This window comes from Hoyosella subflava DQS3-9A1 (assembly GCF_000214175.1).
GTDB lineage: Bacteria > Actinomycetota > Actinomycetes > Mycobacteriales > Mycobacteriaceae > Hoyosella > Hoyosella subflava.
Map to the genome: position 1 here is coordinate 375,553 of NC_015564.1, position 22,981 is coordinate 398,533.

The 22,981-nt window shown below is 62.9% G+C and carries 25 protein-coding genes; 13 read left to right on the top strand and 12 right to left on the bottom strand.

The annotated features are described in order from the left end of the window. Nucleotides 1-4: 4 nt before the first annotated feature. Together AS9A_RS01780 and AS9A_RS01785 are read right to left on the bottom strand one after the other, a co-directional pair. Nucleotides 5-220, bottom strand: coding sequence for a hypothetical protein (locus tag AS9A_RS01780; protein ID WP_013805177.1), 216 nt, complete (start codon nt 218-220; stop codon nt 5-7). 99 nt (nt 221-319) lie between these two features. Then, nucleotides 320-526 (bottom strand): BldC family transcriptional regulator, encoded by a 207-nt coding sequence (locus tag AS9A_RS01785; protein ID WP_013805178.1) that lies wholly within the window; start codon nt 524-526, stop codon nt 320-322. 147 nt (nt 527-673) lie between these two features. On the opposite strand from AS9A_RS01785, the gene AS9A_RS01790 reads away from it, so the two are divergent. From AS9A_RS01790 to AS9A_RS01810, 5 genes are read left to right on the top strand one after another with little or no spacing between them, the layout of a single operon-like run. Then, nucleotides 674-1,036 (top strand): DUF4229 domain-containing protein, encoded by a 363-nt coding sequence (locus AS9A_RS01790; RefSeq protein WP_013805179.1) that lies wholly within the window; start codon nt 674-676, stop codon nt 1,034-1,036. After that, the gene (gene cds1, locus AS9A_RS01795) at nt 1,023-2,162 is read left to right on the top strand and encodes an L-cysteine desulfhydrase Cds1 (RefSeq protein ID WP_013805180.1); all 1,140 of its coding nucleotides are present in this window, start codon (nt 1,023-1,025) and stop codon (nt 2,160-2,162) included. Before AS9A_RS01790 ends, cds1 begins: the two co-directional genes overlap by 14 nt. After that, on the top strand, nt 2,155-2,850 hold the full coding sequence (locus AS9A_RS01800; RefSeq protein WP_013805181.1) for an ABC transporter ATP-binding protein: 696 nt from the start codon (nt 2,155-2,157) through the stop codon (nt 2,848-2,850). The genes cds1 and AS9A_RS01800 overlap by 8 nt, the downstream gene beginning before the upstream one ends. A gap of 22 nt (nt 2,851-2,872) precedes the next feature. After that, the gene (locus AS9A_RS01805; protein ID WP_013805182.1) at nt 2,873-5,386 is read left to right on the top strand and encodes an FtsX-like permease family protein; all 2,514 of its coding nucleotides are present in this window, start codon (nt 2,873-2,875) and stop codon (nt 5,384-5,386) included. Nucleotides 5,387-5,410: 24 nt separating this feature from the next. Next, on the top strand, nt 5,411-5,791 hold the full coding sequence (locus AS9A_RS01810; RefSeq protein WP_013805183.1) for a phage holin family protein: 381 nt from the start codon (nt 5,411-5,413) through the stop codon (nt 5,789-5,791). 61 nt (nt 5,792-5,852) lie between these two features. Here the strand turns inward: AS9A_RS01810 and AS9A_RS01815 are convergent, their stop codons facing one another. From AS9A_RS01815 to menE, 4 genes are all read right to left on the bottom strand, one after another. Beyond that, nucleotides 5,853-7,058 carry an IS30 family transposase gene (locus tag AS9A_RS01815; protein ID WP_013798052.1) on the bottom strand — a complete coding sequence of 402 codons (1,206 nt, stop codon included), beginning with the start codon at nt 7,056-7,058 and terminating at the stop codon, nt 5,853-5,855. 100 nt (nt 7,059-7,158) lie between these two features. Continuing rightward, nucleotides 7,159-7,518, bottom strand: coding sequence for a DUF2568 domain-containing protein (locus tag AS9A_RS01820; protein WP_013805184.1), 360 nt, complete (start codon nt 7,516-7,518; stop codon nt 7,159-7,161). Nucleotides 7,519-7,527: 9 nt separating this feature from the next. Next, on the bottom strand, nt 7,528-8,397 hold the full coding sequence (locus AS9A_RS01825; protein ID WP_013805185.1) for a 1,4-dihydroxy-2-naphthoate polyprenyltransferase: 870 nt from the start codon (nt 8,395-8,397) through the stop codon (nt 7,528-7,530). Between the two features lie 12 nt (nt 8,398-8,409). Then, nucleotides 8,410-9,627: an o-succinylbenzoate--CoA ligase gene (gene menE / locus AS9A_RS01830; RefSeq protein ID WP_407636559.1), complete on the bottom strand. Its 1,218-nt coding sequence runs from the start codon at nt 9,625-9,627 to the stop codon at nt 8,410-8,412. Between menE and AS9A_RS01835 the strand changes: the two genes are divergently transcribed. Beyond that, nucleotides 9,603-10,931 carry a hypothetical protein gene (locus tag AS9A_RS01835; protein ID WP_041450787.1) on the top strand — a complete coding sequence of 443 codons (1,329 nt, stop codon included), beginning with the start codon at nt 9,603-9,605 and terminating at the stop codon, nt 10,929-10,931. The genes menE and AS9A_RS01835 overlap by 25 nt on opposite strands. On the opposite strand, the gene AS9A_RS01840 is transcribed toward AS9A_RS01835, so the two are convergent. The 3 genes from AS9A_RS01840 to AS9A_RS01850 are packed head-to-tail and all read right to left on the bottom strand — an operon-like array spanning nt 10,932 to nt 13,095. After that, nucleotides 10,932-11,717 carry an LmeA family phospholipid-binding protein gene (locus tag AS9A_RS01840; protein WP_013805188.1) on the bottom strand — a complete coding sequence of 262 codons (786 nt, stop codon included), beginning with the start codon at nt 11,715-11,717 and terminating at the stop codon, nt 10,932-10,934. 3 nt (nt 11,718-11,720) lie between these two features. Then, the gene (locus tag AS9A_RS01845; protein WP_013805189.1) at nt 11,721-12,116 is read right to left on the bottom strand and encodes a VOC family protein; all 396 of its coding nucleotides are present in this window, start codon (nt 12,114-12,116) and stop codon (nt 11,721-11,723) included. Between the two features lie 58 nt (nt 12,117-12,174). Then, nucleotides 12,175-13,095, bottom strand: a complete 921-nt coding sequence (locus tag AS9A_RS01850; protein ID WP_013805190.1) for a 1,4-dihydroxy-2-naphthoyl-CoA synthase — start codon at nt 13,093-13,095, stop codon at nt 12,175-12,177. A 203-nt stretch (nt 13,096-13,298) separates the two neighbouring features. On the opposite strand from AS9A_RS01850, the gene AS9A_RS01855 reads away from it, so the two are divergent. Both AS9A_RS01855 and AS9A_RS01860 read left to right on the top strand, forming a co-directional pair. Further along, nucleotides 13,299-15,002, top strand: coding sequence for an FAD-dependent oxidoreductase (locus AS9A_RS01855; RefSeq protein ID WP_013805192.1), 1,704 nt, complete (start codon nt 13,299-13,301; stop codon nt 15,000-15,002). Beyond that, nucleotides 14,999-15,985 carry an o-succinylbenzoate synthase gene (locus tag AS9A_RS01860; RefSeq protein ID WP_013805193.1) on the top strand — a complete coding sequence of 329 codons (987 nt, stop codon included), beginning with the start codon at nt 14,999-15,001 and terminating at the stop codon, nt 15,983-15,985. Before AS9A_RS01855 ends, AS9A_RS01860 begins: the two co-directional genes overlap by 4 nt. Here the strand turns inward: AS9A_RS01860 and AS9A_RS01865 are convergent. Continuing rightward, nucleotides 15,972-16,577 (bottom strand): flavin reductase family protein, encoded by a 606-nt coding sequence (locus AS9A_RS01865; RefSeq protein ID WP_013805194.1) that lies wholly within the window; start codon nt 16,575-16,577, stop codon nt 15,972-15,974. The two genes, AS9A_RS01860 and AS9A_RS01865, sit on opposite strands and share 14 nt — an antisense overlap. A gap of 80 nt (nt 16,578-16,657) precedes the next feature. Between AS9A_RS01865 and menD the strand changes: the two genes are divergently transcribed. Together menD and AS9A_RS01875 are read left to right on the top strand one after the other, a co-directional pair. Further along, the gene (gene menD, locus AS9A_RS01870) at nt 16,658-18,298 is read left to right on the top strand and encodes a 2-succinyl-5-enolpyruvyl-6-hydroxy-3-cyclohexene-1-carboxylic-acid synthase (RefSeq protein WP_041450788.1); all 1,641 of its coding nucleotides are present in this window, start codon (nt 16,658-16,660) and stop codon (nt 18,296-18,298) included. 35 nt (nt 18,299-18,333) lie between these two features. Next, on the top strand, nt 18,334-18,747 hold the full coding sequence (locus tag AS9A_RS01875) for a hypothetical protein (RefSeq protein ID WP_041450789.1): 414 nt from the start codon (nt 18,334-18,336) through the stop codon (nt 18,745-18,747). A 50-nt stretch (nt 18,748-18,797) separates the two neighbouring features. Here AS9A_RS01875 and AS9A_RS24505 read toward each other — a convergent pair whose 3' ends face one another. Beyond that, nucleotides 18,798-18,944, bottom strand: a complete 147-nt coding sequence (locus AS9A_RS24505) for a hypothetical protein (protein ID WP_237707990.1) — start codon at nt 18,942-18,944, stop codon at nt 18,798-18,800. Between AS9A_RS24505 and AS9A_RS01880 the strand changes: the two genes are divergently transcribed. From AS9A_RS01880 to AS9A_RS01890, 3 genes are all read left to right on the top strand, one after another. After that, on the top strand, nt 18,894-19,985 hold the full coding sequence (locus AS9A_RS01880) for a glycosyltransferase family 4 protein (RefSeq protein WP_237707919.1): 1,092 nt from the start codon (nt 18,894-18,896) through the stop codon (nt 19,983-19,985). The two genes, AS9A_RS24505 and AS9A_RS01880, sit on opposite strands and share 51 nt — an antisense overlap. A gap of 45 nt (nt 19,986-20,030) precedes the next feature. Beyond that, nucleotides 20,031-20,741 (top strand): demethylmenaquinone methyltransferase, encoded by a 711-nt coding sequence (locus tag AS9A_RS01885; RefSeq protein WP_013805198.1) that lies wholly within the window; start codon nt 20,031-20,033, stop codon nt 20,739-20,741. An 85-nt stretch (nt 20,742-20,826) separates the two neighbouring features. Beyond that, on the top strand, nt 20,827-21,972 hold the full coding sequence (locus AS9A_RS01890) for a CaiB/BaiF CoA transferase family protein (protein ID WP_013805199.1): 1,146 nt from the start codon (nt 20,827-20,829) through the stop codon (nt 21,970-21,972). A 29-nt stretch (nt 21,973-22,001) separates the two neighbouring features. Here the strand turns inward: AS9A_RS01890 and AS9A_RS01895 are convergent, their stop codons facing one another. After that, nucleotides 22,002-22,736: a TetR/AcrR family transcriptional regulator gene (locus AS9A_RS01895; protein ID WP_232323077.1), complete on the bottom strand. Its 735-nt coding sequence runs from the start codon at nt 22,734-22,736 to the stop codon at nt 22,002-22,004. Nucleotides 22,737-22,981: the final 245 nt, after the last annotated feature.

Genomic DNA, 22,981 nt, shown 5'->3' on the forward strand with positions numbered 1-22,981 from the left:
GAACTCAATGCTCCGGGTTGGGTGACTCGTTCCCGTCACTATGGGGCCCTGACTTATCGCGACGGACGTCTCTGCCAAGCCTCCACAGGAAATCCGGATCGTCATCGGGGCCCATTGAGCGCGGAACATTGTCGGTACGCCCGAGGAGTGAGGGGCCGAAGGCCCGCCACATCAGAATTGCGAGCGTTATCAGCCCGATCAACGCCAAAATGTAAATCACGACGCACCTCCTCTACTACGAGAGTAGCTGCCTTAGCGCATTGCGTGCTAGGAGGCGTGGTGGGAGGCGTGCTCCGGCGCAGTTTGGGTGTGGCCGGTACTAGTGGTGTGCCTCAGAGGTCAGGCGAGCATGGAGCTCGCGTACCTCGGATTCGCGGAAGCGGCGATGCCCGCCGGGCGTGCGCAGCGAACCGAGGCGTCCCGCCAGTGCCCAGCGAGAGACCGTCTTCGGGTCAACGCTGAAGAGGGACGCGACCTGGCCGGGGGTGAGGAGGCGTTCAGTGTTATCGAATCCAATGGCTGTCATCTATGTGCTCCTTCGGTTTGTGACCGCGTGGACAAAGCCATATTGACACCAAAACCCCCAGGTACTCGAACAGTCTGTCGTTGGTAAAGGGGAGGTAAGCGACCAAGCGGGCAATTCACCCCGCGAGAAACTAGGTAGCCTAAGGGGGTGAGTGAATCGACACAGGACGCCCACCAGACTCCTGAATCTGCAGTAACGCCTGAACAACCCGTGTATACGCGCCGCGGGCTCGCGCGTGACGTCTTGCTCTTTACCCTCGCCAGAATCGTCCTGGCTGCCGCGCTGACTGCCGCGATAGTCGGGATCGGCATGCTTTTCGGCGTCGAGGTTTACCTACTCGTTGCACTGCTTTTCGCGGTGATCATCGCGATGCCGCTGTCGATTGTGTTGTTCCGGCCGCTGAGGTTCCGGATTACGAGCGCGATCGCCGCGATCGACGAGCAGCGCCGCCGCGACCGTGCGGAACTGGAAGCCAAGCTCCGTTCCGGACGCGCCAGTGACAGTCGGTGAACCAGGGCTTTGTGCCGGTGACCTGATTGTCGACCGTTCCCCGGCGCGCTCCTGGGCTGACGATGCGGTCCGGCTGATCGAGGCGGACGCGCAGCGAAGCGCGGACACGCACCTGCTGCGTTACCCGTTGCCCGAGCAGTGGCCTGGCTCGCCGGCGCGAATTCAGGTGTATCTCAAAGATGAGTCGACGCACATCACGGGGAGCCTGAAGCACCGGCTGGCGCGGTCGCTGTTTCTCTATGGGCTCTGCAATGGCTGGATCAGCGCCGACACAACTGTCATTGAGGCATCGTCCGGCTCGACGGCAGTCTCCGAGGCGTACTTTGCACGGTTGCTGGGCCTCGATTTTGTCGCCGTAATGCCGTCCGGCACCAGTCCCGCGAAGATTGCCTTGATCGAGGCGCACGGCGGCCGGTGCCATCTGGTGGACGACTCCGCAATGATCTACGCCGAGGCGCAGCGCCTCGCTAGTGAGACGGGCGGTCACTACCTCGATCAGTTTACGAATGCAGAGCGTGCGACGGACTGGCGTGGCAACAACAACATCGCTGAATCGATGTTCACCCAGCTCCAGCATGAAGAACACCCGATTCCGGACTGGATCGTCGTCGGTGCTGGTACCGGCGGAACAAGCGCGACTATCGGCCGATACATCCGATATCGCCGCCACCACACGCGCCTCTGTGTTGTGGACCCAGAGAATTCGGTGTTCTTCGAATCGTGGCGTACCGGTGATCCGACCCTCACGTCCCCTTGCAGCTCACGGATAGAAGGGATCGGACGGCCCCGTGCTGAACCGTCGTTCATTCCTGAAGTGGTCGATCGGATGGTTAAGGTTCCAGATGCGGCCTCGATCGCCGCAGCGCGCTACGCAAGCGGTCAGCTTGGGCGCCGGGTGGGTGGGTCAACTGGAACCAACTTGTGGGGGGTTTTCAGCATTGTCGCGCAAATGGCCGCGCAGGGCCGGAGTGGGAGCGTGGTGACGCTGCTCTGTGACGCGGGTGACCGGTACTCCGGAACCTATTTCGACGATGAGTGGGTCGATCAGGAAGGCTTGGACCTCTCAGGTGCTGAAGCCGTGCTCGCGGAGTTCAGCGCCACTGGCAGATGGGCCACACATGGGTGAGGCGGTGCGCTTCGCGAACGTCGTTCGGGAATACCAGGTGGGCGGCCAAATGGTGCGCGCACTCGATGGGGTAGATCTCAGCCTTGAGGGCGGTCAGTTCGTCTCTATCGTGGGCCCGTCAGGCGCAGGCAAGAGCACGCTGCTGCATCTCATGGGTGGCCTCGACCAGCCCACGGAGGGAACGGTGGCGGTTGGTGGCGCTGATATCGGCGCCCTGTCCGATGAGGGTCTCGCCGAATTTCGGCGGCACCGGATCGGCTTCGTTTTCCAGTTCTTCAATCTTCTGCCCACTCTCACAGCATGGGAGAACGTAGCGGTGCCGCGGCTGCTGGACGGGCGGACACTGAGTTCAGCGCGCGCAGACGCGATAGCGCTGCTCGAACGCGTGGGGCTGGGGGAGCGCGTCAATCACAAGCCCGCAGAGCTCTCGGGAGGACAGATGCAGCGGGTCGCCGTGGCGCGTGCGCTCGTCAACAACCCTCCGCTCATCCTGGCTGACGAGCCGACTGGAAATCTCGACTCGAAAACCGGGCGTGGAATACTCGCGCTTCTGTCGGAGGTGGCGCACGGTGGTGCTGACCGTCTCGTCGTGATGGTGACCCACGACAGCAGTGCCGCCGCCGTGACGGACCGAACAATCACGATGCGTGACGGGCGGCTCGACGGCTCCCACAGCGGAACGCAGTAGCGGTGAGAGCAGGGGGAAGCCCGTGAGCAGAGCGGCGCTGGGGAGATGGTGGCTCCTCCACCTGCGTGAACTTATCGCCCGCCCAATTCGTTCGGCGATCTCGATCGGCGTCATTGCTGTTTCCTCTGCCCTGCTCGTCGCGGTCCTTTCAACTTATGGCTCGCTGACAGGGTCCGTGGATCGCCTCTCTCAGGCCGTCGCGGGGGATGCTGCCCTCGAAGTCACCGCCATCGCCGATACCGGTTTTGACGACCGGGTCCTGCCGCTGGTGCGGCGTGTGCCGGGGGTTGAGACAGCTGCGCCGTTGCTCTGGGCGCCGGTCGCGTATGGGGGCCGGGGGACGCTGATTTTCGGTGCGGATCAATCTGCGGGCGCGCTTGGCAGTGATCTTGTTGGTGCGGTCGATGGCGATCTCCAGCAGTTGGCGCCGGAGTTGCTGGGTGGCGGTGTGATCGCCGGTCCAGGAGCCGGTGTCCAGGTCGGCGACGTGCTCCGGCTCCCGGGGGGTGAAGCCGAGGTGATCCAGGTCTCCAGCGATCCCGCTGCCAGACCGATCAACAGCGGGAATTTCCTCGTCACCGCGTTGCCGGTCGCGCAGCGGCTGGCGGGGCGTGAGGGCACGCTGGACTCGATCTTCATCATTCCCGAACCTGGGGTTCCAGTGAGTTCGCTGCAGGAACGGGTCACTGCGGCGATCGACGGCAGAGCGCTGGTCGCCGAGCCGGAGTTCCGCGCTGCGCAGGCAGGAACCTCCATCGCGCTGACTCGTGACTCCACCTTGCTCGTCGCCCTAATCGGGCTAGTTGTCGCTGGCTTTCTTGTTTTCAACTCGATGAACATGACAGTTGCCCAGCGGCGTCCCGCGATCGCGACGCTCCGGGCGCTCGGAGCTCAACGGGCGGTAATTGTTCGCGGACTTGTTGGCGAGGCCGCGTTGATAGGCCTCATCGGGGGTGTCGCCGGAATCCCGCTGGGTGCGGTGATGGGGGAACTCGCCGTCGGCCGGGTACCGCCGGTCCTCGTGCAATCCTTCAGCGGGGAAGTGGCTTTCGCAGTTCAGTGGTATGCGCCCATCGTCGCGCTGATTCTCTGTGTCGGGGCGAGCGTTGTCGCGTCCGCGGTCGCGGCACGCCAAGTCTTTTCGGTCGCCCCGGTCGAAGCGCTGCAACCAGCGGATGTGGTGACAGCCGAGGTTCACTCGGACTCGTGGACTATCCCCGCGCTCATCGCTGGCGCCGTGACGATGGCTGTAGCCGTCGCGATGGCGTTCAGTTTCAATGACCGTAAGGCCCTGCTCGCGGGCGCCCTTTTCGCGGTCGGGATTCTCGGGCTCTGCTACGGGCTGATCAAATTGATCGGGTCTTTGACATCGCATGTGGCTGGCGCGTGCGGTCCGGCAGGCCGCCTGGGTGCAGAATCGGCATCCCGGGCACCGCGCCGCGTGTGGGCCACCGCGATGACCGTGATGATCGCGGTGGCGGTCGCGGTCTCGACAACGGGCTCGATGCGTAATCTGGTCGAGTCTGCTGGCGGGCTCGTCTCGTCCCTCGCAGATGCCGACTTCTACTTGACGACAGCGCCTGTCGATAACGTACCCGCTGGTCCGGTGGTTCCAGATGGAGTGTTCGACGACGTCGCAGCAATTCCTGGTATATCCCGGGCTACTCCCGGCCAATGGGCGTATGCCAATCTCGGGGCGCCCGACAGCGCACCCCTGAAGGTGATGGTGCTTGGTGCCAGCGAAGGGTCGACGGCTCCAGCACTGACCGCGATGTCTCCAGAAATGCGGCAACAAGTTCTCGGCGGCGACGGAATTGCACTTTCACGGCAGCTAGCCCGATCGCTGGACGTCGATGTGGGCGACTCCATTGATGTCGCCACCCCGTCGGGGCTGCAGCGAGGCGACGTCGTCGGGGTGGTCGATTATCTAGCTGTGGGAGCTGGCATGATCGCGATGGATCTGCCGCGGATGCAGCAGTGGTACGAGCGTGACGGCGCGACGTTTATCGAAGCCGCAGTGGCGGCTGACGCTGACCCTGCCGAGGTGCTCAGCGCTGTCGAATCAGTGCTGCCTGAAGGGGTTTACCTTCAAACGGGTCAGGAAGCCTTTCTTTCAGCGCGCCAGGCAACAGAACAGGCGGGAGCGCTGGCAGTCGGTGTGCAGTGGATCGTCGCACTGGTCGCGGCCGTGGCACTCCTCAACACGCTTATGCTGTCGGTCCTGGATAGGCGCAGGGAACTCGGAGTTCTTCGCGCGATGGGTGCCAGCCGTAAGTTCATTTCCCGGACCGTGCTGTACGAGGCGCTTGCGGTCGGGGTGGTTGGCGGCGCGATGGGGCTCCTGTTCGGCACAGCGCTTCACTACATCGCGACGGTTGCGCTTTCCGCGACAACTGCGGTGCAGATCAACTTTGCGCTTGTGCCGGTGGCCGGACTCTACGCGGCGGCGGCACTGCTGCTCGCGCTCGGCGGTGCGCTCGTGCCAGCGTGGCGAGCGGGACGAATGGACATCATCAGCGCAGTGAGCGCGGATTAGCGATCAGCGTGTCACGATAGACGCATGCTGTTCATTGCAAGCTTGGTGATTAACTCATTCGCCATTTGGCTCGCCGCAGAGTGGATTACAGGGATCTCACTCCGGCTGCCCGGAGATTCTATCGGTGCTGACGCGATCGTGATCGTGCTGATCGGTCTCGTCTTCACGCTCGTCAACATGGTGGTCAAGCCGGTCGTGAAGCTCTTGTCACTACCGCTTGTGATCCTCACGCTTGGCTTGTTCCTGCTGGTCATCAACGCCTTGATGTTGCTGCTCACGGAATGGGTGACCAGCTACTTCGACTACGGCATCGACATCGCTGGATTCTGGGCTGCGTTCTGGGGTGCCCTGCTGATCGCGATCGTCAACTTCGTACTCGGAATGGTCGTGCCAGGTAAGCGCTGATCAAGGCGAACCGTCCGACGCCTACGCCTGCAGGGAAACGCACGGTGTAACCGACTCGGATTCAGGGGGTCCTTGCAACACCTGGATTTTCTGGTTGTTCGTTTGAGAGTAGTTGCTGGAGTTTCTCTGCGGGTGTTGCGTAGCCGTGACGTTTGCGGGGGCGATCGTTTAGTTCGGTGGCAACAAGGTCGAGGATCCCAGGGCCGTGAAGGGACAGATCCGTTCCCTTTGGAAAGTACTGGCGCAGCAGGCCATTGGTGTTCTCGTTGGATCCGCGTTGCCAGGGACTGTGCGGATCGCAGAAGTAAACTTTGAGTCCGGTCGCGGCTGCGATCTGCACATGTCGTGTTAGTTCTTTGCCCTGGTCCCATGTGAGAGACCTGCGCAGTAGCTCTGGCAGCTGCCCCATTTTCTCGACGATCGCGTCCTGTACCTGCATCGCGCTATGACCATCGGGCAGGTGCAGCAGCATGACGAACCCACTGGCGCGTTCTACCAGGGTGCCGATGGCGGTGGCGCCGTCTTTCCCCATGATTAAATCGCCTTCCCAGTGGCCGGGAACCTTCCGGGTATCGGCCTCGGGCGGGCGCTCACTGACATTGACCATGCCAGGTATACGACCGCGCCGCTTATCGGCTGTGCGGTTGGGTTTACGCAGGCTGCGGCCGGTTCTCAAGTGTCTGGCGAGTTCCCGTTTCAGGCTGCCTCGAGTCTGGACGTACAGCGACCGGTAGATCGATTCATGTGACACCCGCATCTCCTCATCATCGGGGAAGTCCACTTTCAGTCTTCCCGCGATCTGTTGAGGACTCAGGTTCCTTTTCAGCTGGTCCTGCACATAGGAGCGCAACCGCTCATTCGTTGCGAGCTTACTGTCCTTAGGACGTTGAGCACGCTCTTCCGCCTTCGCCTGGGCGTAGGTCGGGGTGTAGTAGCGGCGATTGCCGGAAGTTTTGCTGTATCCCCGATCGATCTCGCGCTTCACCGTCGACGGGGCACGATCCAGCTGCCGCGCTATCTCACGTATCGAGCATTTCGCTGCGTATCGCATCCCGATCATTTCGCGTTCCTCGAACGACAGATACCGCCCGGAAGGCGGCTTGACTAATGACGGCGTCACCCCGCCAGTTTTGCGGAACCAGCGCGTCACCGTCTGACGATGGAACCCCATCGAAGCCGCCGCGTCAGTAATCGATTCACCCGATCGAATTCGTAACCAAAACTCGCGCTGAATGTCGGCTCGCTTCCGCGGACGCGTCATGACCATCTACAACACCCCTGTTCAACAGGGGTGTTGCAAGGACCATATGAATTCGCCCGAAGATCCGTGTGCATTTCCCAGCAGGCGCGGGGCGTGGGAGTAGGCCTCAGTCGGCAGGCAAGATGCGCAGGCTCGCGACGGCGTGTACAGCGAGTAGTGCTGCGACGAAAATGCCTGCCCACATCGGTGAAGCCAGACTCCAGACGGAATAGGCCGCGACCGCGAACACGACGACTTTGACGACGAGTCGCGCGGGCGGATGATCGAAGTACGGTCGTTCAGCGGCGAAGAGAAACCATGCAATCCCAGCGACCGATACAGCTAGTACGCCGAACGCAATCCCGGCGGCTGTTCCGGAGAGTGCAGCGCCGGCTGACCACGCCAGCACGCCGATCGCGGCGAGCGCTATGAGTTCCAGGACAAAAAGCACGGCGAGAACCGTGCCCACAGCAAGTGTGAGCAGCATCATCGATCCTTAACTGAGATTCAGGCCAACCGCGGCAAGAACCGACCACGCCAGCATCGCCAGGCCGGTGTCGCGAAGTACCGGGATGAGTTCCAGACCCTTTCGCCCGGTCCGCACCGGCAGGTGCGCCCGAACGGCCATCGGTGCGGCAGCGAGCGCGATCAACGCAGCCGCGCTGTCAAACGCCAGGGCGAGCGTAAGCAGGAAGGGGACCGCGAGTAACACGACATGCAGTGTCCGCGTGCGGGCGTCACCAAGCCGGACCGCAAGCGTGTTCTTCCCGGCAGCGGCGTCTGTTTCGATGTCTCGAAGATTGTTGGCTACGAGCACGGCGCTAGAGAAGCAACCGACGCTGATCGCACAGAGCAACCCGACCCAGCTGACAGTTCCAGCTTGCACAAACTGGGTACCGAGTACTGCGACCAAGCCGAAGAAGACGAATACTGCGACTTCGCCGAACCCCAGATAGCCATAGGGTTTGCGCCCACCTGTGTAGAACCACGCACCGGCGACGCACGCCGCACCCACAAGGATCAGCCACCACGCTGACGTTAGGGCAAGGACTACACCTGCAACGGCAGCGATTCCGAAAGCAGCGAACGCCGCGTTCTTGACCGCGGTGGGGGTGGCGGCTCCGGATCCCACCAGCCGCATCGGGCCCACCCGGACATCGTCGGTACCCCGGACTCCGTCCGAGTAGTCGTTGGCATAGTTCACCGCCACAATCAGCGCGAGCGAAACTACGAGGGCGAGCAGGGCTTTCCACCACACTGCCGCACCCAGCGCCCCGGCTGCGCCCGTCCCGGCGATCACCGGTGCTATCGCATTGGGCAATGTGCGGGGGCGAGCCCCTTCGATCCATTCCGCTGTGGACGCCATGGTGTCATTTTCTCAGTTCTGCAGCATATTTCGCAGAGCGGCGCGGTCTACCTTGCCGGAACTAAGGAGAGGCAGGTCACTCATGAGGAAGATCTGCCGTGGCGCGGCGGTCGAATCAAGCTGATCGGTGACAGCGCGGCGAGCCTCAGCAAGACTCACAGTGGCCCCCGGTACGGCGATTATGGCCGCAACTACCCGCTCACCCAGACGAGGATCGCGAAGGCCCACGACCGCGCACTCCCGGACCGAGGGGAGCTTGGCTAGGGCCGACTCGACGACCTGAGGAACTATTGTCAGACCACCAGTCGAGATCGCTTCGTCGAGCCGCCCGTGCACCGTCAGGATGCCCCTCGACAACGATCCGGCGTCGTCGGTGCGAAACCATCCCGCTTCACCAAAAGCGGGATGGCCGGGGAGATTCCGGTAACCGACTGCAAGCATCGTCCCGCCAAGGACGACGCGACCGTTGTCGATCCGGACACGAGCGCCCTCGAGGGGGACGCCGTCGTACACGCACCCGCCGCACGTTTCACTCATCCCGTAGGTTCGGATAACCGGAATGCTGTGCTCGTGCGCCTGAGCACTGACGTTCGGCGGAAGCGCTGCTCCGCCGATGAGGACTGCACTGCATTCGCGAAGTGCCGCAACGGCTGCTGGGTATTCGATCGCCTTGATGAGCTGTCCGGGAACCAGGGAGACGTAAAGCGGTCCAGGCTCGCGTGCCGCTCGCTGAACGGTAGTGGCGAATCCGGCCGGGTCGAACCCGTTGCGCACGTCGATGACCACGGGAGTGGTCCCGGAGATGATCGCGCGCAACAAGACCTGCAGACCCGCGATGTGGTGGGGAGGAAGCGCAAGCACCCAGCGTCCCGGCCCACCAATCCGATGATGAGAGGCATCGATACTCGCGCGCAGCGCCGATGCTGTAACCATCGCACCTTTCGGTGTCCCGGTGGTTCCTGAGGTCGCCACGACCAGACTGATGCCGGGGTCGATCGGCTCCCCGGCTTTCAGTGCGACTGTCAAGCGGCGGGCTTCGCGTTCGTCGTATTCGGGCACGGGCAGCCACGACGCCTGACCGTTCAGCGCTTTCTCAAGATGTGGCAGCAGCCCCAACACTGATTTTCCTGCTGGAATGGGAAGCGTGCGCAGAATGGTCACGCCACGATGCTCCCACGCCGCGTGTAAGTCGATACAGTGGCGACGTGGACGAGACCGTAGAAGCAGCACTCAGTGCCCTCGATGCGGAGGACCCTGCGATCGCTGCTGACGCCATCCACGCCTGGGAGAAGCTGGCTGAAATATCTCCCCCCGAGGGGCCAACACAGGCGAGTGTGCAGCATCTCTGCTGGGCCGCGCTTCGTGAGCAGGATGAGCGTGACCCGCAACGAGCATGGGCGCAGAGTTGCGCGCTCGCCGCGCTCCTGCAGCGTCTCGGCCGGATGCGCTACGCGGCTATCGCGCGCGGCGAAACCACGCGGCGGCTGCTGTTCCTAATGGATCCCGACGAGTGGTCTGAGGCGTATCGGCTCGCCCTCGAGACCTCGGGGGTGGAGCCGCCCGACACTGATCAAGTGACATGGCAGCACATGTGCACGTCTGAGGAACTCGCGATAGTCGAACAGATCTCCTCGACCCTCGAAGTTGCCGCGGTGACGGGCGAGTTCGGAACTGGGGAGCGCAAGAACGAAACGGCCGAGCGCCGCGCCAAATTGACCCATGCGGTGCTCGCCACGGAGCGTAAGGGCCGCCCGCTTCTCGAAGATGTTGTCGATTGCCGGATCGATCTGTGGTCAAGCCTGTCCGAGACGCGTGCCGCGATGTATGAGGGCCTACTCGATGGCCTACATTCGGCCGCGGTTGTTCCGCATACAGTCGCCCGTCGCGTTCATCGTTTCCTGACTCTTCTCGGCGAAGGGAAGCCGGTCTCGGCTAACGGTGCTTTGCCCGCTGAACTGGATCAGGTGATCCTCGAGGAGGAACCCGAGGCGCATCCCTGGTGGAGCGACCTACAGACTCCGGCCGCGCATCAACTAAGCGAACTGTGGAAGCTCCTGCAGCGGATGCGGGTGGTGCGGCGTGTTCGCGGACGCATCGTGCCAACACCGCGCGCTCGTGATGCGGGGATTGACGACGCGCTGGGGTTCTTGTTGCGTGACTGGCTGGGGCCGTCCTACACGACGGAAACGATCGCGGCAGAGGCGCTGATGGCGGTGATAGGCCGTGGCCAGGGGATCACGCTCGATCCGGCTGGGCCGGCGCTCGGCGACGATGATGTAGACCCCACGATTCTCGCCGCGACGCTGCTCGCTGATGAAGGTTGGACGGCCAGCGGTGACGAGATCGAACCGTATTCGGTCGCGCCATTCGTGGACCGGGCCATCGGTGAGCTGCGAACCCTCGGTGTGGTCACACGGCCCGGACTGGCACCGCACGTCCTCAAAGACGAGGTGGTGACGTTCGCGCTTGGCGTGCTCCGCCAGCGCCTGCTGCACGCGCGTTTCCCCGTGCATACACGCTTCCGGCAGTGGTAATCAGGTGAATTGATCGATCAGGCGCAAGAGCATGGTCAGCACATCGGCGAGCGGCATCGAGGAGATACGTTCGCGAACGCGGTCAGTCACACCGTGCAGGATCAGCTCCTCGGGGCCTGTCTCGATGCTGGTCAGCTGGAGTCCGTGCGGCAAATCGGGGACTGCGATCGCGAAGGGCTTCATCCGGTGCGCTACAGGGAGGCTGCGCTGCCAGATCTGCAGACCCGTCGGGTCGAGATAGATAACGGAGTCGCCCGCGGTAGGCCGCAACTCAATGTGACCGAGCATGGGCGCCCGCGCCCAGCTGGCCTGGACCTTGCCCTCTTTGGTGATGTCGACGTGAATGTCAGGCGCGACCTGCTTGACCCAATGGTGAACTTCAGTGCTGGTGACAGTGATGCGCACCGTCACCAGTCCGACCACGAGATACGGTGCCGGGAGGGAGCGTAAGCGGGTGTCGGTGAACGTGACTTCGACCCGCTGAAGTGTCGTTCGTTCCCAGCGCACATGGTTCGCGACGAATCGAATTGCTGCTATCTGGCCGGTTGCGAGACCGAGAGTGTGAAAATCACTGTCGATCTCAACTGGCGTGAACGACACGTCCGTATCGCCTGTCTGGATAGTGATGCGGCGGCCGAGTAGCCGGTCCGATGCGACGCGAAGAATGAGCTGGACGAGCCCCGCCGGGCTCGTCGGCACGGTCGGGCGGAGCGACTTGCCCAGCGCAAGCAAACGGTCGACCTCCCGCCAGGGAAGCCAATCGCCGAACAGACGCTGGCTATTCATCGACTAAGTATCGCGCGCCGGGCGCTGGTCACCACGCAATGGGTGATCGGCGGGTATCTCGACAAGCACAATAGGAATCCCATCAGGGTCCTCGATCCACATTTCGATCAGGCCCCAAGGCTCCTGGATTGCTTCACGGCGAATCGTAATGCCTTTGGTTTCGAGTTCTGCTTCTGCCGCTGCGATATCGCGGGTTTGCAGCCACAGCGCTCCAGTGAATGCTCCCCGCTCGGAAGCTCTGCCGTGGGAGGCAACTTCGATGAGCCCCTGACCAGCGAAGAACACCGTCCCACCGGGGTACTCGCGGTAGATCGCGAGACCGAGCACGTCGCGGTAGAAGTTGAGTGTCCGCTCGTAGTCACTGGGCCGGAGGATTATCCGGCTGCTGAGTATCTGCACCGCGCCCGCCTCTCGTTGAGCATTAGTGATTGCTAGTAATCCCCGCTAGTAGTGCCCGCTAGTAATACCAGGGGTAGCCCGACCAGTCCGGCTTGCGCTTCTCCAGGAACGAGTCGCGGCCTTCCACGGCTTCGTCAGTCATGTAGGCCAGCCGCGTGGTTTCGCCAGCGAAGATCTGCTGACCGACAAGTCCGTCATCAATCGCGTTGAATGCGTACTTCAGCATCCGGATCGCCTGCGGTGACTTCCCGAGAATTTCCTCAGCCCATTCCAGTGCGGTGTTCTCGAGTTCGGCGTGCTTGATTACCGCATTGACGGCACCCATGTGGTGCATCTCGTCTGCTGTATATGGCCGGCCGAGGAAGAAGATCTCACGAGCGAATTTCTGACCTACCTGCCGGGCAAGATAGGCCGAACCATAACCGGCGTCGAAGCTGCCGACGTCGGCATCTGTCTGTTTGAACCGGGCGTGTTCCCGACTTGCCAGCGTCATATCGCAGACGGCATGCAGGCTATGCCCGCCGCCGGCGGCCCACCCATTGACGAGGCACATCACAACTTTCGGCATAAAGCGGATCAGCCGCTGCACTTCAAGAATGTGCAGCCGCCCCGCACGGGCAGGATCGACAGTCTCGGCAGTTTCACCAGACGCGTACTGGTAACCGCTCCGCCCTCTGATGCGCTGATCGCCGCCCGAACAGAACGCCCAGCCACCGTCCTTCGCGCTGGGTCCGTTGCCCGTGAGGAGCACGACACCCACATCTGAGGTCATACGCGCGTGCTCAAGGGTGCGATAGAGCTCATCGACCGTGTGCGGCCGGAAAGCATTGCGGATCTCGGGCCGGTCGAATGCGATTCTGACTATTCCCCGCTTGTGTCCGTCACGCACGTGGCGGTGATAGGTGATATCGGTGAGGTCGTCGAATCCAGCGACGGGTTCCCAGAGGTCTGGACTGAAAGGCGCAGCGTCGGAAGTCACGAGGTGAGCATATCTAGCAGCGCGTTGCGGCGAGTTGCGGCGCCGCGGGAGGTGAAGCCGCGATTTCGCAAACCTGTGTTGTGATTGCCGATTACACCGGGGCCAGATTTCGGCTCCATCGTGGAGCTGTTCTCCTGACACACGCCTGATGCCCGGTGGCGAAGTGCGAATCCCCGCCGGGCAGGAGGCGTACTGTCGGGTGCATGGCCTACGTCATCACCCAGGCATGCTGCAACGACGCTTCCTGTGTGCCGGTCTGCCCGGTCAACTGTATTCACCCGACACCGGACGAGCCGCAGTTCGCCACCACCGAGATGCTGTACATCGAGCCGGACGTCTGCATCGACTGTGGTGCCTGCCTGGACGAGTGCCCGGTGAGCGCAATCTTCCCCGATGATGCGCTGCCCGCCCAGCTTGGCCGGTACGCGGAGATCAACGAGAACTACTACCGCAAGTATCCGCTTGATCCCACATTGCCGCCGTATGTTCCGGAAGTCCCACTGCGTACCGACCTGGGAACGTTACGTGTCGCGATTGTGGGTTCTGGGCCTGCCGCGATGTACGCCGCCCGAGACTTGCTGAGTCATTCCAACGTGGAAGTCGAGGTGTTCGACCGTCTTCCCACCCCGTACGGGCTGGTGCGCGCGGGTGTTGCACCGGATCATCCGGGGACCAAGATGGTCGCCGACATGTTCAGGTGGACGGTCGCTAAACCCGCATTCCGTTTCCACCTGAATGTTGAGATAGGGAACCACCTCTCGCACGAGGACCTGATGGAATACCATCACGCCGTTATCTATGCGGTGGGTGCGTCAGCGGACCGTCATTTGAACATTCCAGGCGAGGAACTTCCAGGTAGTCACGCTGCCACTGAATTCGTCGCCTGGTACAACGGTCATCCCGATTACGCCGACCGCACTTTTGACCTCTCATCCGAGCGAGTCGTGATCGTTGGCAACGGCAACGTCGCCCTGGACGTCGCGCGGATTCTCACTCTCGATCCTGAACTACTCGCCCGGACCGACATCGCCGACTACGCGCTGGATGCTCTGAAGGAAAGCAAGGTGCGAGAAGTTGTCCTGCTCGGTCGGCGTGGGCCGGCCCAGGCAGCGTACAGCGTGCCGGAATTCCTCGCGCTGGGCAGTCTTCCCGGTGTTGACGTCGTCATTGATCCTGATGAGGCCAGACTCGACGAATTGAGCCAGAAGGCGGTTGAAGAATCTCCCCAACCCTTGGCGCAGTACAAGGTTCAGCTCGCTTACGAATTCGCGGACGCCTCTGCGAAACACCCACCGGATGAGTCTCGTCGCAAGATTGTATTCCGCTATCGAGTGTCACCCCAGGAGATTCTCGGAAATGATCGGGTCACTGGACTGCGTGCGGTGCGGAATGAACTGGTGAGCGGACCTAATGGCCTGCACGCACAGCCGACAGACGAGACGGAGGACATCGAAACGTCGCTCGTGCTGCGTTCAGTCGGATACCGCGGCACCGCCCTGCCGGGGTTGCCGTTTGATGAAAAGGGCGGAACTATTCCGAATGATCGCGGCAGAATACTGGATGCGCCAGGCGGACAGCAGATCCCCGGTGTGTACGTCGCCGGATGGATCAAACGCGGTCCCACCGGAGTCATCGGAACCAACAAAACCGACGCGGAGGAGACGGTTCAGCAGATAATCGACGACTTCAACAGCGAAAAGCTGCAGCGCCCCGTCCACACGCGCGATGAACTAGCGCGTCTCGTCAGTGAACGTCAGCCTGCGGCTGTGGATTTGCGCGGCTGGCGGTCGATTGACGATAAGGAGACGTCGGCTGGGCGCAAAGCGGGCCGACCGCGGGTCAAGCTTGTCGCTGTCAGCGAAATGCTGGAGGCAGGCCGCAAACGGGGAGTGTTCGAACGGAAGTGAAGCTGCCTCCACTTTCCGCTATTTTGGCTGATGCGCACGTCGTCAGTATCCCGCTGCGCGTGCGCTTCCGAGGGATCACGACGCGTGAGGCGACGCTCTTCCGTGGTCCAGCGGGCTGGGCCGAGTTTGCGCCCTTCCCCGAATACGAGGATGCGGAGGCGTCGGCTTGGCTGGCCTCCGCGGTGGAAGCCGCATGGAACGGGCCGCCGCCCGCGCGCCGCGACGTCATCGCGGTTAACGCCACCGTTCCAGCAGTGTCCGCCGCTCGGGTGCCGGACATTCTCGCGCGATTCGCAGGGGCGAGAACTGCCAAGGTGAAGGTCGCGGAAAAAGGACAGTCACTGGCCGAGGACGTAGCTCGCGTGAATGCGGTCCGCGAACAGATTCCGAATGTCCGCGTCGACGCCAATGGTGCCTGGACCGTCAGTGATGCGCTGCGAGCGCTGGATGCGCTGCTGCAGCATGGACCGCTTGAGTACGTGGAGCAGCCCTGCCACACCGTTGAAGAACTCGCTGAACTGCGGCAGCGGCTCGACGGTGCCGTGCGGGTGGCGGCAGATGAAAGCATCCGCCGCGCCGATGACCCTTTTCGGGTGGTCGAGGCCGGCGGCGCTGATGTGGCAGTCCTCAAGGTCGCACCACTTGGAGGCGCGCGCCGTGTGGTCACAATCGCTGAGCGTTTAGGCGAAGCTGGAATCCCCGTGGTCGTTTCGAGCGCCCTTGATACCGTCGTCGGTATTTCTCTCGGCGCAGCAACGGCTGCGGCGCTCCCGGTGCTCGAGCTGGCCTGCGGGCTCGGTACGACGCAACTGCTCGCCGATGATGTGGGGCCGCCCATGGAATGGGCGGAAGGCGGCCTCCGGATAGGGTCGGCGACGGTAGACGAACTGGCTTTGAGACGGCTCGCGGCGTCAGAGGAGTGCACGAAATGGTGGCGGGAGCGGCTGACGCGGTGTTACACGGTGCTGGCTACTCAGGCGTGATTGGCCGTGCGACCTGACGGGTTTCCGGTGTGAGACCCCATTCGGTGCGGCCGAACCGGCTGAGCGGTGCGATCGCTTGCGTCGCAGGGAGCCCGTCGTCGTCGAGGGTGCTGCTGTTGGCGGTGACGAAGACGACGCGGCCGAGAATCAGATGTGAGTTACCGATGCTGATGACTTGTTCGCGGACACATTCGAAACTGACAGGTGCCGCTTTGACTCGGAGCGGCCGAACCTTGACGCTCGGAGCTGAGACGACCTTGAGGGCCTCGAATTCGCTCACTCCGGCGTCATACGCAGCTGAACTTCCGTTGACCTGGTCAATGAGCAGCTCAGATGTGAGATTGACGACGAACTCGCCGGTCGCCTCGATGTTCGCGAGACTGTCCTTCCGGCCAACCGAGGTGAACTGGACGATTGGCGGGTGCACGCTCGCGATGGTGAAAAAGCTGTACGGTGCGAGGTTGTCCACACCCTCGGCGGACTGGGTGGAAACCCAGGCAATCGGCCTCGGAATCACACTCGACGTGAGCAGCTGATAGACGCGATCAGGGTCCATGAGCGTGGGGTCGAAATGGGTTCGCACGGAGGACATCGTTTCACCCTCGCGTTGACTTTTCCTAGTCGGACAGGGCTCGCTGCACGCGGGTGCGCGGAATCTGCCACTCTGGTGAGGTGAACCCGTCCACAGCTCAGGCCCGCGCAGTCGTTGATGAACTGATTCGCGGTGGCGTTCGTGACGTCGTGCTCTGCCCCGGTTCGCGTAACGCCCCACTGGCTTTTGCCCTGCATACGGCCGAAACGGCGGGCCGTATCCGGCTTCACGTCCGGATTGATGAGCGCACCGCGGGCTTCCTGGCCATTGGGCTGGCGCTCGGCTCGAAGCAGCCGGTACCTGTCGTCATGACTTCCGGCACCGCTGTGGCGAACCTCACTCCGGCCGTCTTCGAGGCGAACTATGCGCGCGTTCCCATGATCGTGCTGAGCGCAAACAGGCCGTACGAGTTGCTCGGCACTGGTGCCAACCAGACGGTCGAGCAGTTGGGAATGTTTGGGAACCAGGTCCGCGCGTGCATCAGCCTGGGGATCGCGGAAGCTGATCGCGATCAGAACAGTCAGTGGCGTTCGGCCGTGTGCCGGGTGCTCGCTGCTGCGCGCGGTGACCGGACGGGCAATGCAGGCCCCGTGCAGTTTGACTTACCTCTGCGTGAACCGCTCGTCCCCAGCCCTGGTGAGGGAGACGAACCTCCGGGCCGGGAGGGCGGCCAGCCCTGGACGGAGACCCCGCACACCCTGTTCGACATTCCGCTGCCGATTGACCTATCGCGCGACACGATCGTTATCTCAGGGCACGGTTCGGGTGCCCACCCTGAACTTGACGGCATGCCGACGGTCGCCGAGCCCACGGCCCCAGTCCATGGTTTTCCGGTGCATCCGTACGCGCTGGCCGAACTTAGACCGCAGCAGGCGATTATCACCGGCCGTCCCACCCTGCATCGCGCCGTTTCGTCAGTCCTCGCTGACCCTAAAGTCGCGGTCTATGCACTCACAACGGGTCCGCGGTGGCCCGATGTTTCGGGCAACCTCACCGCGGCGGGAACGCGTGCGGTCATCTCGGGTACACCGCGTGACGAGTGGCTTGAGCAGGCCAGGGTGCTCTCGGCTGCCGCGTTCGAAGTAATGGATGACGAGCTTGCGCATCACCCGAAGAGCACTGGTCTGCATGTGGCGAGCGAGGTGGTCCGGCGAGTTCATCCGGGGGATCTGCTCATTCTCGGAGCATCAAACCCAGTGCGTGATGCTGCGCTGGCTGGGACAGTCCCGCCGGGCGCCTCCGTTGTCTCGAATCGCGGTGTTGCGGGCATCGACGGAACGGTGTCGACAGCGATCGGAGCGGCCTCGGCGCATGGGGGACGCGCAATTGCTTTGATAGGTGACCTGACGTTCCTTCATGACAGTTCAGGATTGCTACTGGGTCCGCAGGAGCCGAGACCTCAGGACCTTACGGTCGTCGTGGCTAACGACGACGGCGGCGGGATCTTCGAACTGTTAGAACAGGGTGACCCTGTGTATGCGGGTGCGTTCGAGCGGATCTTCGGGACGCCGCATGGTGTGAATGTATCTGCGGTATGTCAGGCGTACGGAGTCCCCTACATTCAGACAGATGCCGACGGACTCGGTGCCGTCCTTGATCGTGGTGCGGCTGACACCGGTGGATTACGCGTCGTGGAAGTGCGTACCGACCGCTCGGGCTTGCGTGAGCTGCACGCTGCAGTGCGCAATGGCATATCGGAGCGTGCTCAGCGGATGCACTGAACCCCTCAGATACGCTCTGAGTCGTGAGGTTCCGGATGCTGAGGCGCGCGAAGGTAGCGGTGTACCTTGTCGCGGGCGGGATCTCCATGCTGGCGGTGATTCTCGTGATCGGCTGCTGGCGCAACGACATGATCATCGAAGCCGACATGGGTACGGCTACCGCGGAGGTGCTGGCTGCTGGAGTACGCAGGTCAGCGATTCTGTTCAGTACTCCAGACGGAATTCTGCACAACCCGCGGCTGGGTGTGCTCTACCCGACCGACCTGACTGCGGGGCAGCGAATCGAGGTCGAATACGCGAACCGCGATCCCGATCTGGTTCGTGTCGCGGGACGTGACGCCAAAGTCGCGGTCGTGCCCGCCCTCTCCGTCATTGTGGTGACGTGGGCGGCCGCCGCGCCGTTCCTGGTATATGTCCGCCGGGAGTTGCGGCATGCACAACCCAGCTGAGCGGGCGGTCCGGGTGTAAACAAGAGATTCAGCTGCGGTTCGCCTGACCGTCACGTGCCGATTTCTCCGATTTCCCTGAAATGCGCGACGCTGAGAGCATGCGAGTAGCGGTCGTGACCGAATCCTTCCTGCCGAATGTCAACGGTGTGACTAATTCCGTTCTCCGAGTACTCGAGCATCTCAAGCGTGGCGGTCATGAAGCGATCGTGATCGCACCGGATGCGGTGGGCGGCGAGATTGCGGTACCGGAGTATGAAGGCTTCCCTGTCTATCGGGTTCCTGCGGTCATGGTGCCGATGGTGACATCGCTGCCAGTCGGGCTGCCGCAGCCGTGGATGACCGATGTGATGCGCACGTTTGATCCCGACGTTGTGCACCTGGCCTCGCCATTCTTGCTGGGGGCGGGTGGATTGGGTGCCGCGCGTCGTCTCGATGTGCCGACTGTCGCGGTTTTTCAGACGGACGTCGCGGGTTTCGCGTGCAGCTACGGGCTAGGCCTGACGGCGCGGGCCGCGTGGCGGTGGACTCGCAAGCTGCACCGCGGCGCAACGCGCACCCTCGCTCCGTCCACAGCATCCGTTGCCGATCTTGAGCGCCACGGCGTTCCGCGCGTTCATCGCTGGGGCCGTGGCGTCGATATTGATCGGTTCACTCCGACTCGTCGCAGCGCCGAGTTGCGCGAACGGTGGAGTCCTGAAGGAAAACTGATCGTCGGATTCGTCGGTCGGCTTGCTCCTGAAAAGCACGTGGAGCGCCTCGCTGCGCTCAACCACTGTGAGGATGTCCAGGTCGTTGCCGTCGGTGACGGCCCCGATCGCCTGAAGCTGCAGGCGCGCATGCCGAAGGCAATTTTTACGGGCCACCTTGGTGGAATCGAGCTTGCGCAGGCATACGCCAGCTTCGATGTCTTCGTCCACCCGGGGGAGTATGAAACGTTTTGTCAGGCGGTGCAGGAGGCTCTCGCGAGCGGCATCCCAGTCATCGGGCCCGATGCTGGCGGCCCGAAAGATCTGATCGCGCACGCGCGGACGGGGTTTTTGCTTCCAGTTCCGCACTTCGAGGAGTTGCTCCCCGACGCGGTCGGCGCTTTTGCGCATCCGGTCGCACGGTCGCAGTTTGGGCGCGCGGCGCGCCGGTCAGTGATGCGGCGGACCTGGCCGGCGATCTGTGACGAGCTTTTGGGCCACTATTCCGAGGTGACGGGTCATGACCGTGCTCCGCTTGCCGTATCCGCCTGAGTCCGGTTACTGCCAGGGAAAGATGCACCGGGTAGTTTCGATCTCGTGACGAGTGTTGAGCCCCCGGAGCTTTTGCGTGCAACTCTGGATAAGAACCCCCATGACGTCGCGTCGATGTTCGATGGAGTGGCGCGGCGGTACGACGTAACCAACACGGTCCTCTCGTTCGGTCGTGATCGAGTGTGGCGTAAGGCGACGCGCCGCGCGCTCAGGCTGCAGCCGGGTGAGTCGGTTCTCGATCTTGCGGCGGGGACCGGAGTGTCCACCGTTGAGCTCACGCGGTCCGGTGCCTGGGTGGTGGCTGCGGATTTCTCTAAAGGAATGTTGCAGGCGGGCCGGTTCCGGCGAGTTCCAATGGTCGCGGGCGATGCGCTGCACCTGCCGTTTGCGGACGAGTCGTTCGATGCCGCAACGATCTCGTTCGGTTTGCGCAATGTCATTGATATCGATGCCGCGCTTGCCGAGTTGCGCCGGGTGACGAAGCGTGGCGGCCGTTTGGTCGTGTGTGAGTTCTCGACGCCGGTTGTTCCAGTTTTCAGCACTGCCTACATGGAGTACCTGATGCGAGCTCTGCCTGCGGTTGCGCGAGCTGTGAGTTCGAATCCGGATGCGTACGTTTACCTCGCCGAGTCGATCAGGGCGTGGCCGGATCAGGCGGGTCTCGCGCGCCGAATCGTGGCGAGCGGCTGGTCGGACGTGCAGTGGCGGAACCTCACCGGTGGCGTTGTCGCATTGCATCGCGCCGTGCGGCGGTGAGGCTGGCCGCGGATACCCGGCAGGCAGTAGATGTGACAAACTGTCACACGTACTAGCTCGCGTTGATCGAAAAGGAGACAGCCCTATGCCTGGACCGCTTCATGGTGTGCGCGTGGTTGAAATGGCAGGACTGGCACCGGGGCCATTTGGCTGCATGTTGCTCGCCGATCTCGGCGCTGAAGTCCTCCGCGTGGAACGTGCCGGTGGGGGCGGGGGCCTCGTGCCACCACAAGGCCCGATGGACCGTGGCAAGAACACGATCGCAGTGGACCTCAAATCCGACTCCGGACGTGCGGTCGTACGCGAACTGGCCGGGAATGCGGATGTCTTCGTGGAGGGCTACCGTCCAGGCGTAGCGGAGCGCTTGGGCATCGGACCCGATGACTTACTGGGAATCAACCCGCGCCTCATCTACGGCCGAATCACCGGATGGGGACAAGACGGGCCGCTCGCGCCCCGCGCTGGGCACGACATCAACTACGCAGCGATCTCTGGAGGGCTCGACCTGCTTGGCAGGGCGGGTGATCCCCCCACGCCGCCAGCCAACATTCTGGCCGATTTCGCGGGCGGTGGCATGCTTCTCGCGCTGGGCGTGCTCGCTGCACTGCATGAGCGGCAGAACTCGGGCAAGGGCCAGGTAGTGGATGCAGCGATGGTCGACGGCGCGGCGCTGCTGACCACGTTCATGCACGGCATGCACGCGAACGGACTGTGGAATGGGCCGCGCGGCACAAACCTCCTCGACGGTGGTGCAGCGTGCTACGGCACCTACGAAACATCGGACGGCGGCTACATGGCAGTAGGCGCTCTGGAGCCCCAGTTTTACGCGGAGCTTGTCGCGAAGCTCGAACTGGAGAATACCGATGAACTGCCCTTCCACTTGGACCTGAGTCAAGCTGAGCGCCTGCGCGAGGTCCTCGCCGAAACGTTCCGGAAGCGGACACTCGCTGAGTGGGCCGAAGTGTTCGCGGACTCTGATGCGTGCGCGACCCCTGTCGTCTCAGCATGGGAAGCGCATAAGCACCCGCACAATCAGGCGCGTCAGGCATACATCGAGGTCGGAGGTCTCGTCCAGCCCGCTCCCGCCCCCCGTTTCAGCCGCACGCCTGCAGCCGTGCCGTCGCCAGCTGGCGACAATGGCGGCGCAGAGGCGTCCGGCGAGATCCTGAAGAACTGGGGTCTTAGTGACAGCGCCGTCGCCGCCGCCCGCGAGGGTGGGGGCCTCGGCTAGCGATTGGCGTACCTGACCGCGCGAGGAACTTACTGGGCGATAAGCAAGGGTCTGATATCGCCCGTAAGTTCTGACAGAGGAGTGTCCGGGTCGATCTCTATCCCGAGATCGCTCAGGCTGCCGTGAATCACATGCCACGCACTACGGCTCACTAGCTCAGCCAGTTTGTCCTTCGAGATCGATCGCGTTCGGCTGCTTAGCCAGCGGTTGACCGCTGCGTCGACAAGGCCGATCACGCCGAACGCGATCGTCTCAGCACCAGACTCGTCAGCGCCGGCCCGGCGCAGCGCCGTGGCGAACACGTCCGTGACGTATAGCCCGATCGCGGTCTTCGTCCCGGAGACGACTTTGGAAACGGTTGCTGGTCTGCGCTTCGAACCGCTGCCGAGGAAATGGTGCAGATTAGGGTGTTCCGCAATCCACGACACGTAGGTGTTGATCGCGCGAACGATCGCAGTTTCAGCTTTGCCTTCGGGGGCAAGTGCGGGCGCGAGCGACACCATCAGCGTCGACACGATGTGGCCGCGCACCTGCTCGTCGAGGTCACCTCGTTCACGGAAGAGGCGATAGACAACTGACCGGGGGAGTCCCGCGCGCGCGGCGATCTGCTGAACGCCCACCCCGGCGCCTTCCGCGTCGATCGCGCTCATCGCCGCGTCGAGTACCTGGTTCCGCCGCGCGGCTTTGTGGTCTTCCCAGCGCAGACTGCGGCCGTCCACCGGCGCTTCCGGCCCTGAACTGCGATCGCTCTCATCTCCCGACACATCCTGAAGCTTACTTAGTGTCTGAGACATTCGAGTTACGGCGATGCCGGGCACTCAGTGAAAGAGTGGTGTTGGGCCCAATCCGCGCAGTCAGCGAGGTGCGCAAGCCCGGCATTCGCTACGGTGTTTCCGTGGCGGGGAGACAACAAGTATTCGAAGTCTTCCGCGGGATGCCACTGTGAGAGGGTCTAGAGACAACCGAGCCGCGGATAAGTTCCGGCGCTCTGACAGGACGGGTGCGCACA

Bases quoted from the DNA above. Each gene is read 5' to 3' on its own strand.
- AS9A_RS01785 (WP_013805178.1), bottom strand. From the start codon at position 526: ATGACAGCCATTGGATTCGATAACACTGAACGCCTCCTCACCCCCGGC.
- AS9A_RS01800 (WP_013805181.1), top strand. From the start codon at position 2,155: ATGGGTGAGGCGGTGCGCTTCGCGAACGTCGTTCGGGAATACCAGGTG.
- AS9A_RS01810 (WP_013805183.1), top strand. From the start codon at position 5,411: ATGCTGTTCATTGCAAGCTTGGTGATTAACTCATTCGCCATTTGGCTC.
- AS9A_RS01815 (WP_013798052.1), bottom strand. From the start codon at position 7,058: ATGGTCATGACGCGTCCGCGGAAGCGAGCCGACATTCAGCGCGAGTTT.
- AS9A_RS01820 (WP_013805184.1), bottom strand. From the start codon at position 7,518: ATGCTGCTCACACTTGCTGTGGGCACGGTTCTCGCCGTGCTTTTTGTC.
- AS9A_RS01825 (WP_013805185.1), bottom strand. From the start codon at position 8,397: ATGGCGTCCACAGCGGAATGGATCGAAGGGGCTCGCCCCCGCACATTG.
- AS9A_RS01840 (WP_013805188.1), bottom strand. From the start codon at position 11,717: ATGAATAGCCAGCGTCTGTTCGGCGATTGGCTTCCCTGGCGGGAGGTC.
- AS9A_RS01855 (WP_013805192.1), top strand. From the start codon at position 13,299: ATGGCCTACGTCATCACCCAGGCATGCTGCAACGACGCTTCCTGTGTG.
- AS9A_RS01865 (WP_013805194.1), bottom strand. From the start codon at position 16,577: ATGTCCTCCGTGCGAACCCATTTCGACCCCACGCTCATGGACCCTGAT.
- AS9A_RS01875 (WP_041450789.1), top strand. From the start codon at position 18,334: ATGCTGAGGCGCGCGAAGGTAGCGGTGTACCTTGTCGCGGGCGGGATC.
- AS9A_RS24505 (WP_237707990.1), bottom strand. From the start codon at position 18,944: ATGACCGCCACGCTTGAGATGCTCGAGTACTCGGAGAACGGAATTAGT.
- AS9A_RS01890 (WP_013805199.1), top strand. From the start codon at position 20,827: ATGCCTGGACCGCTTCATGGTGTGCGCGTGGTTGAAATGGCAGGACTG.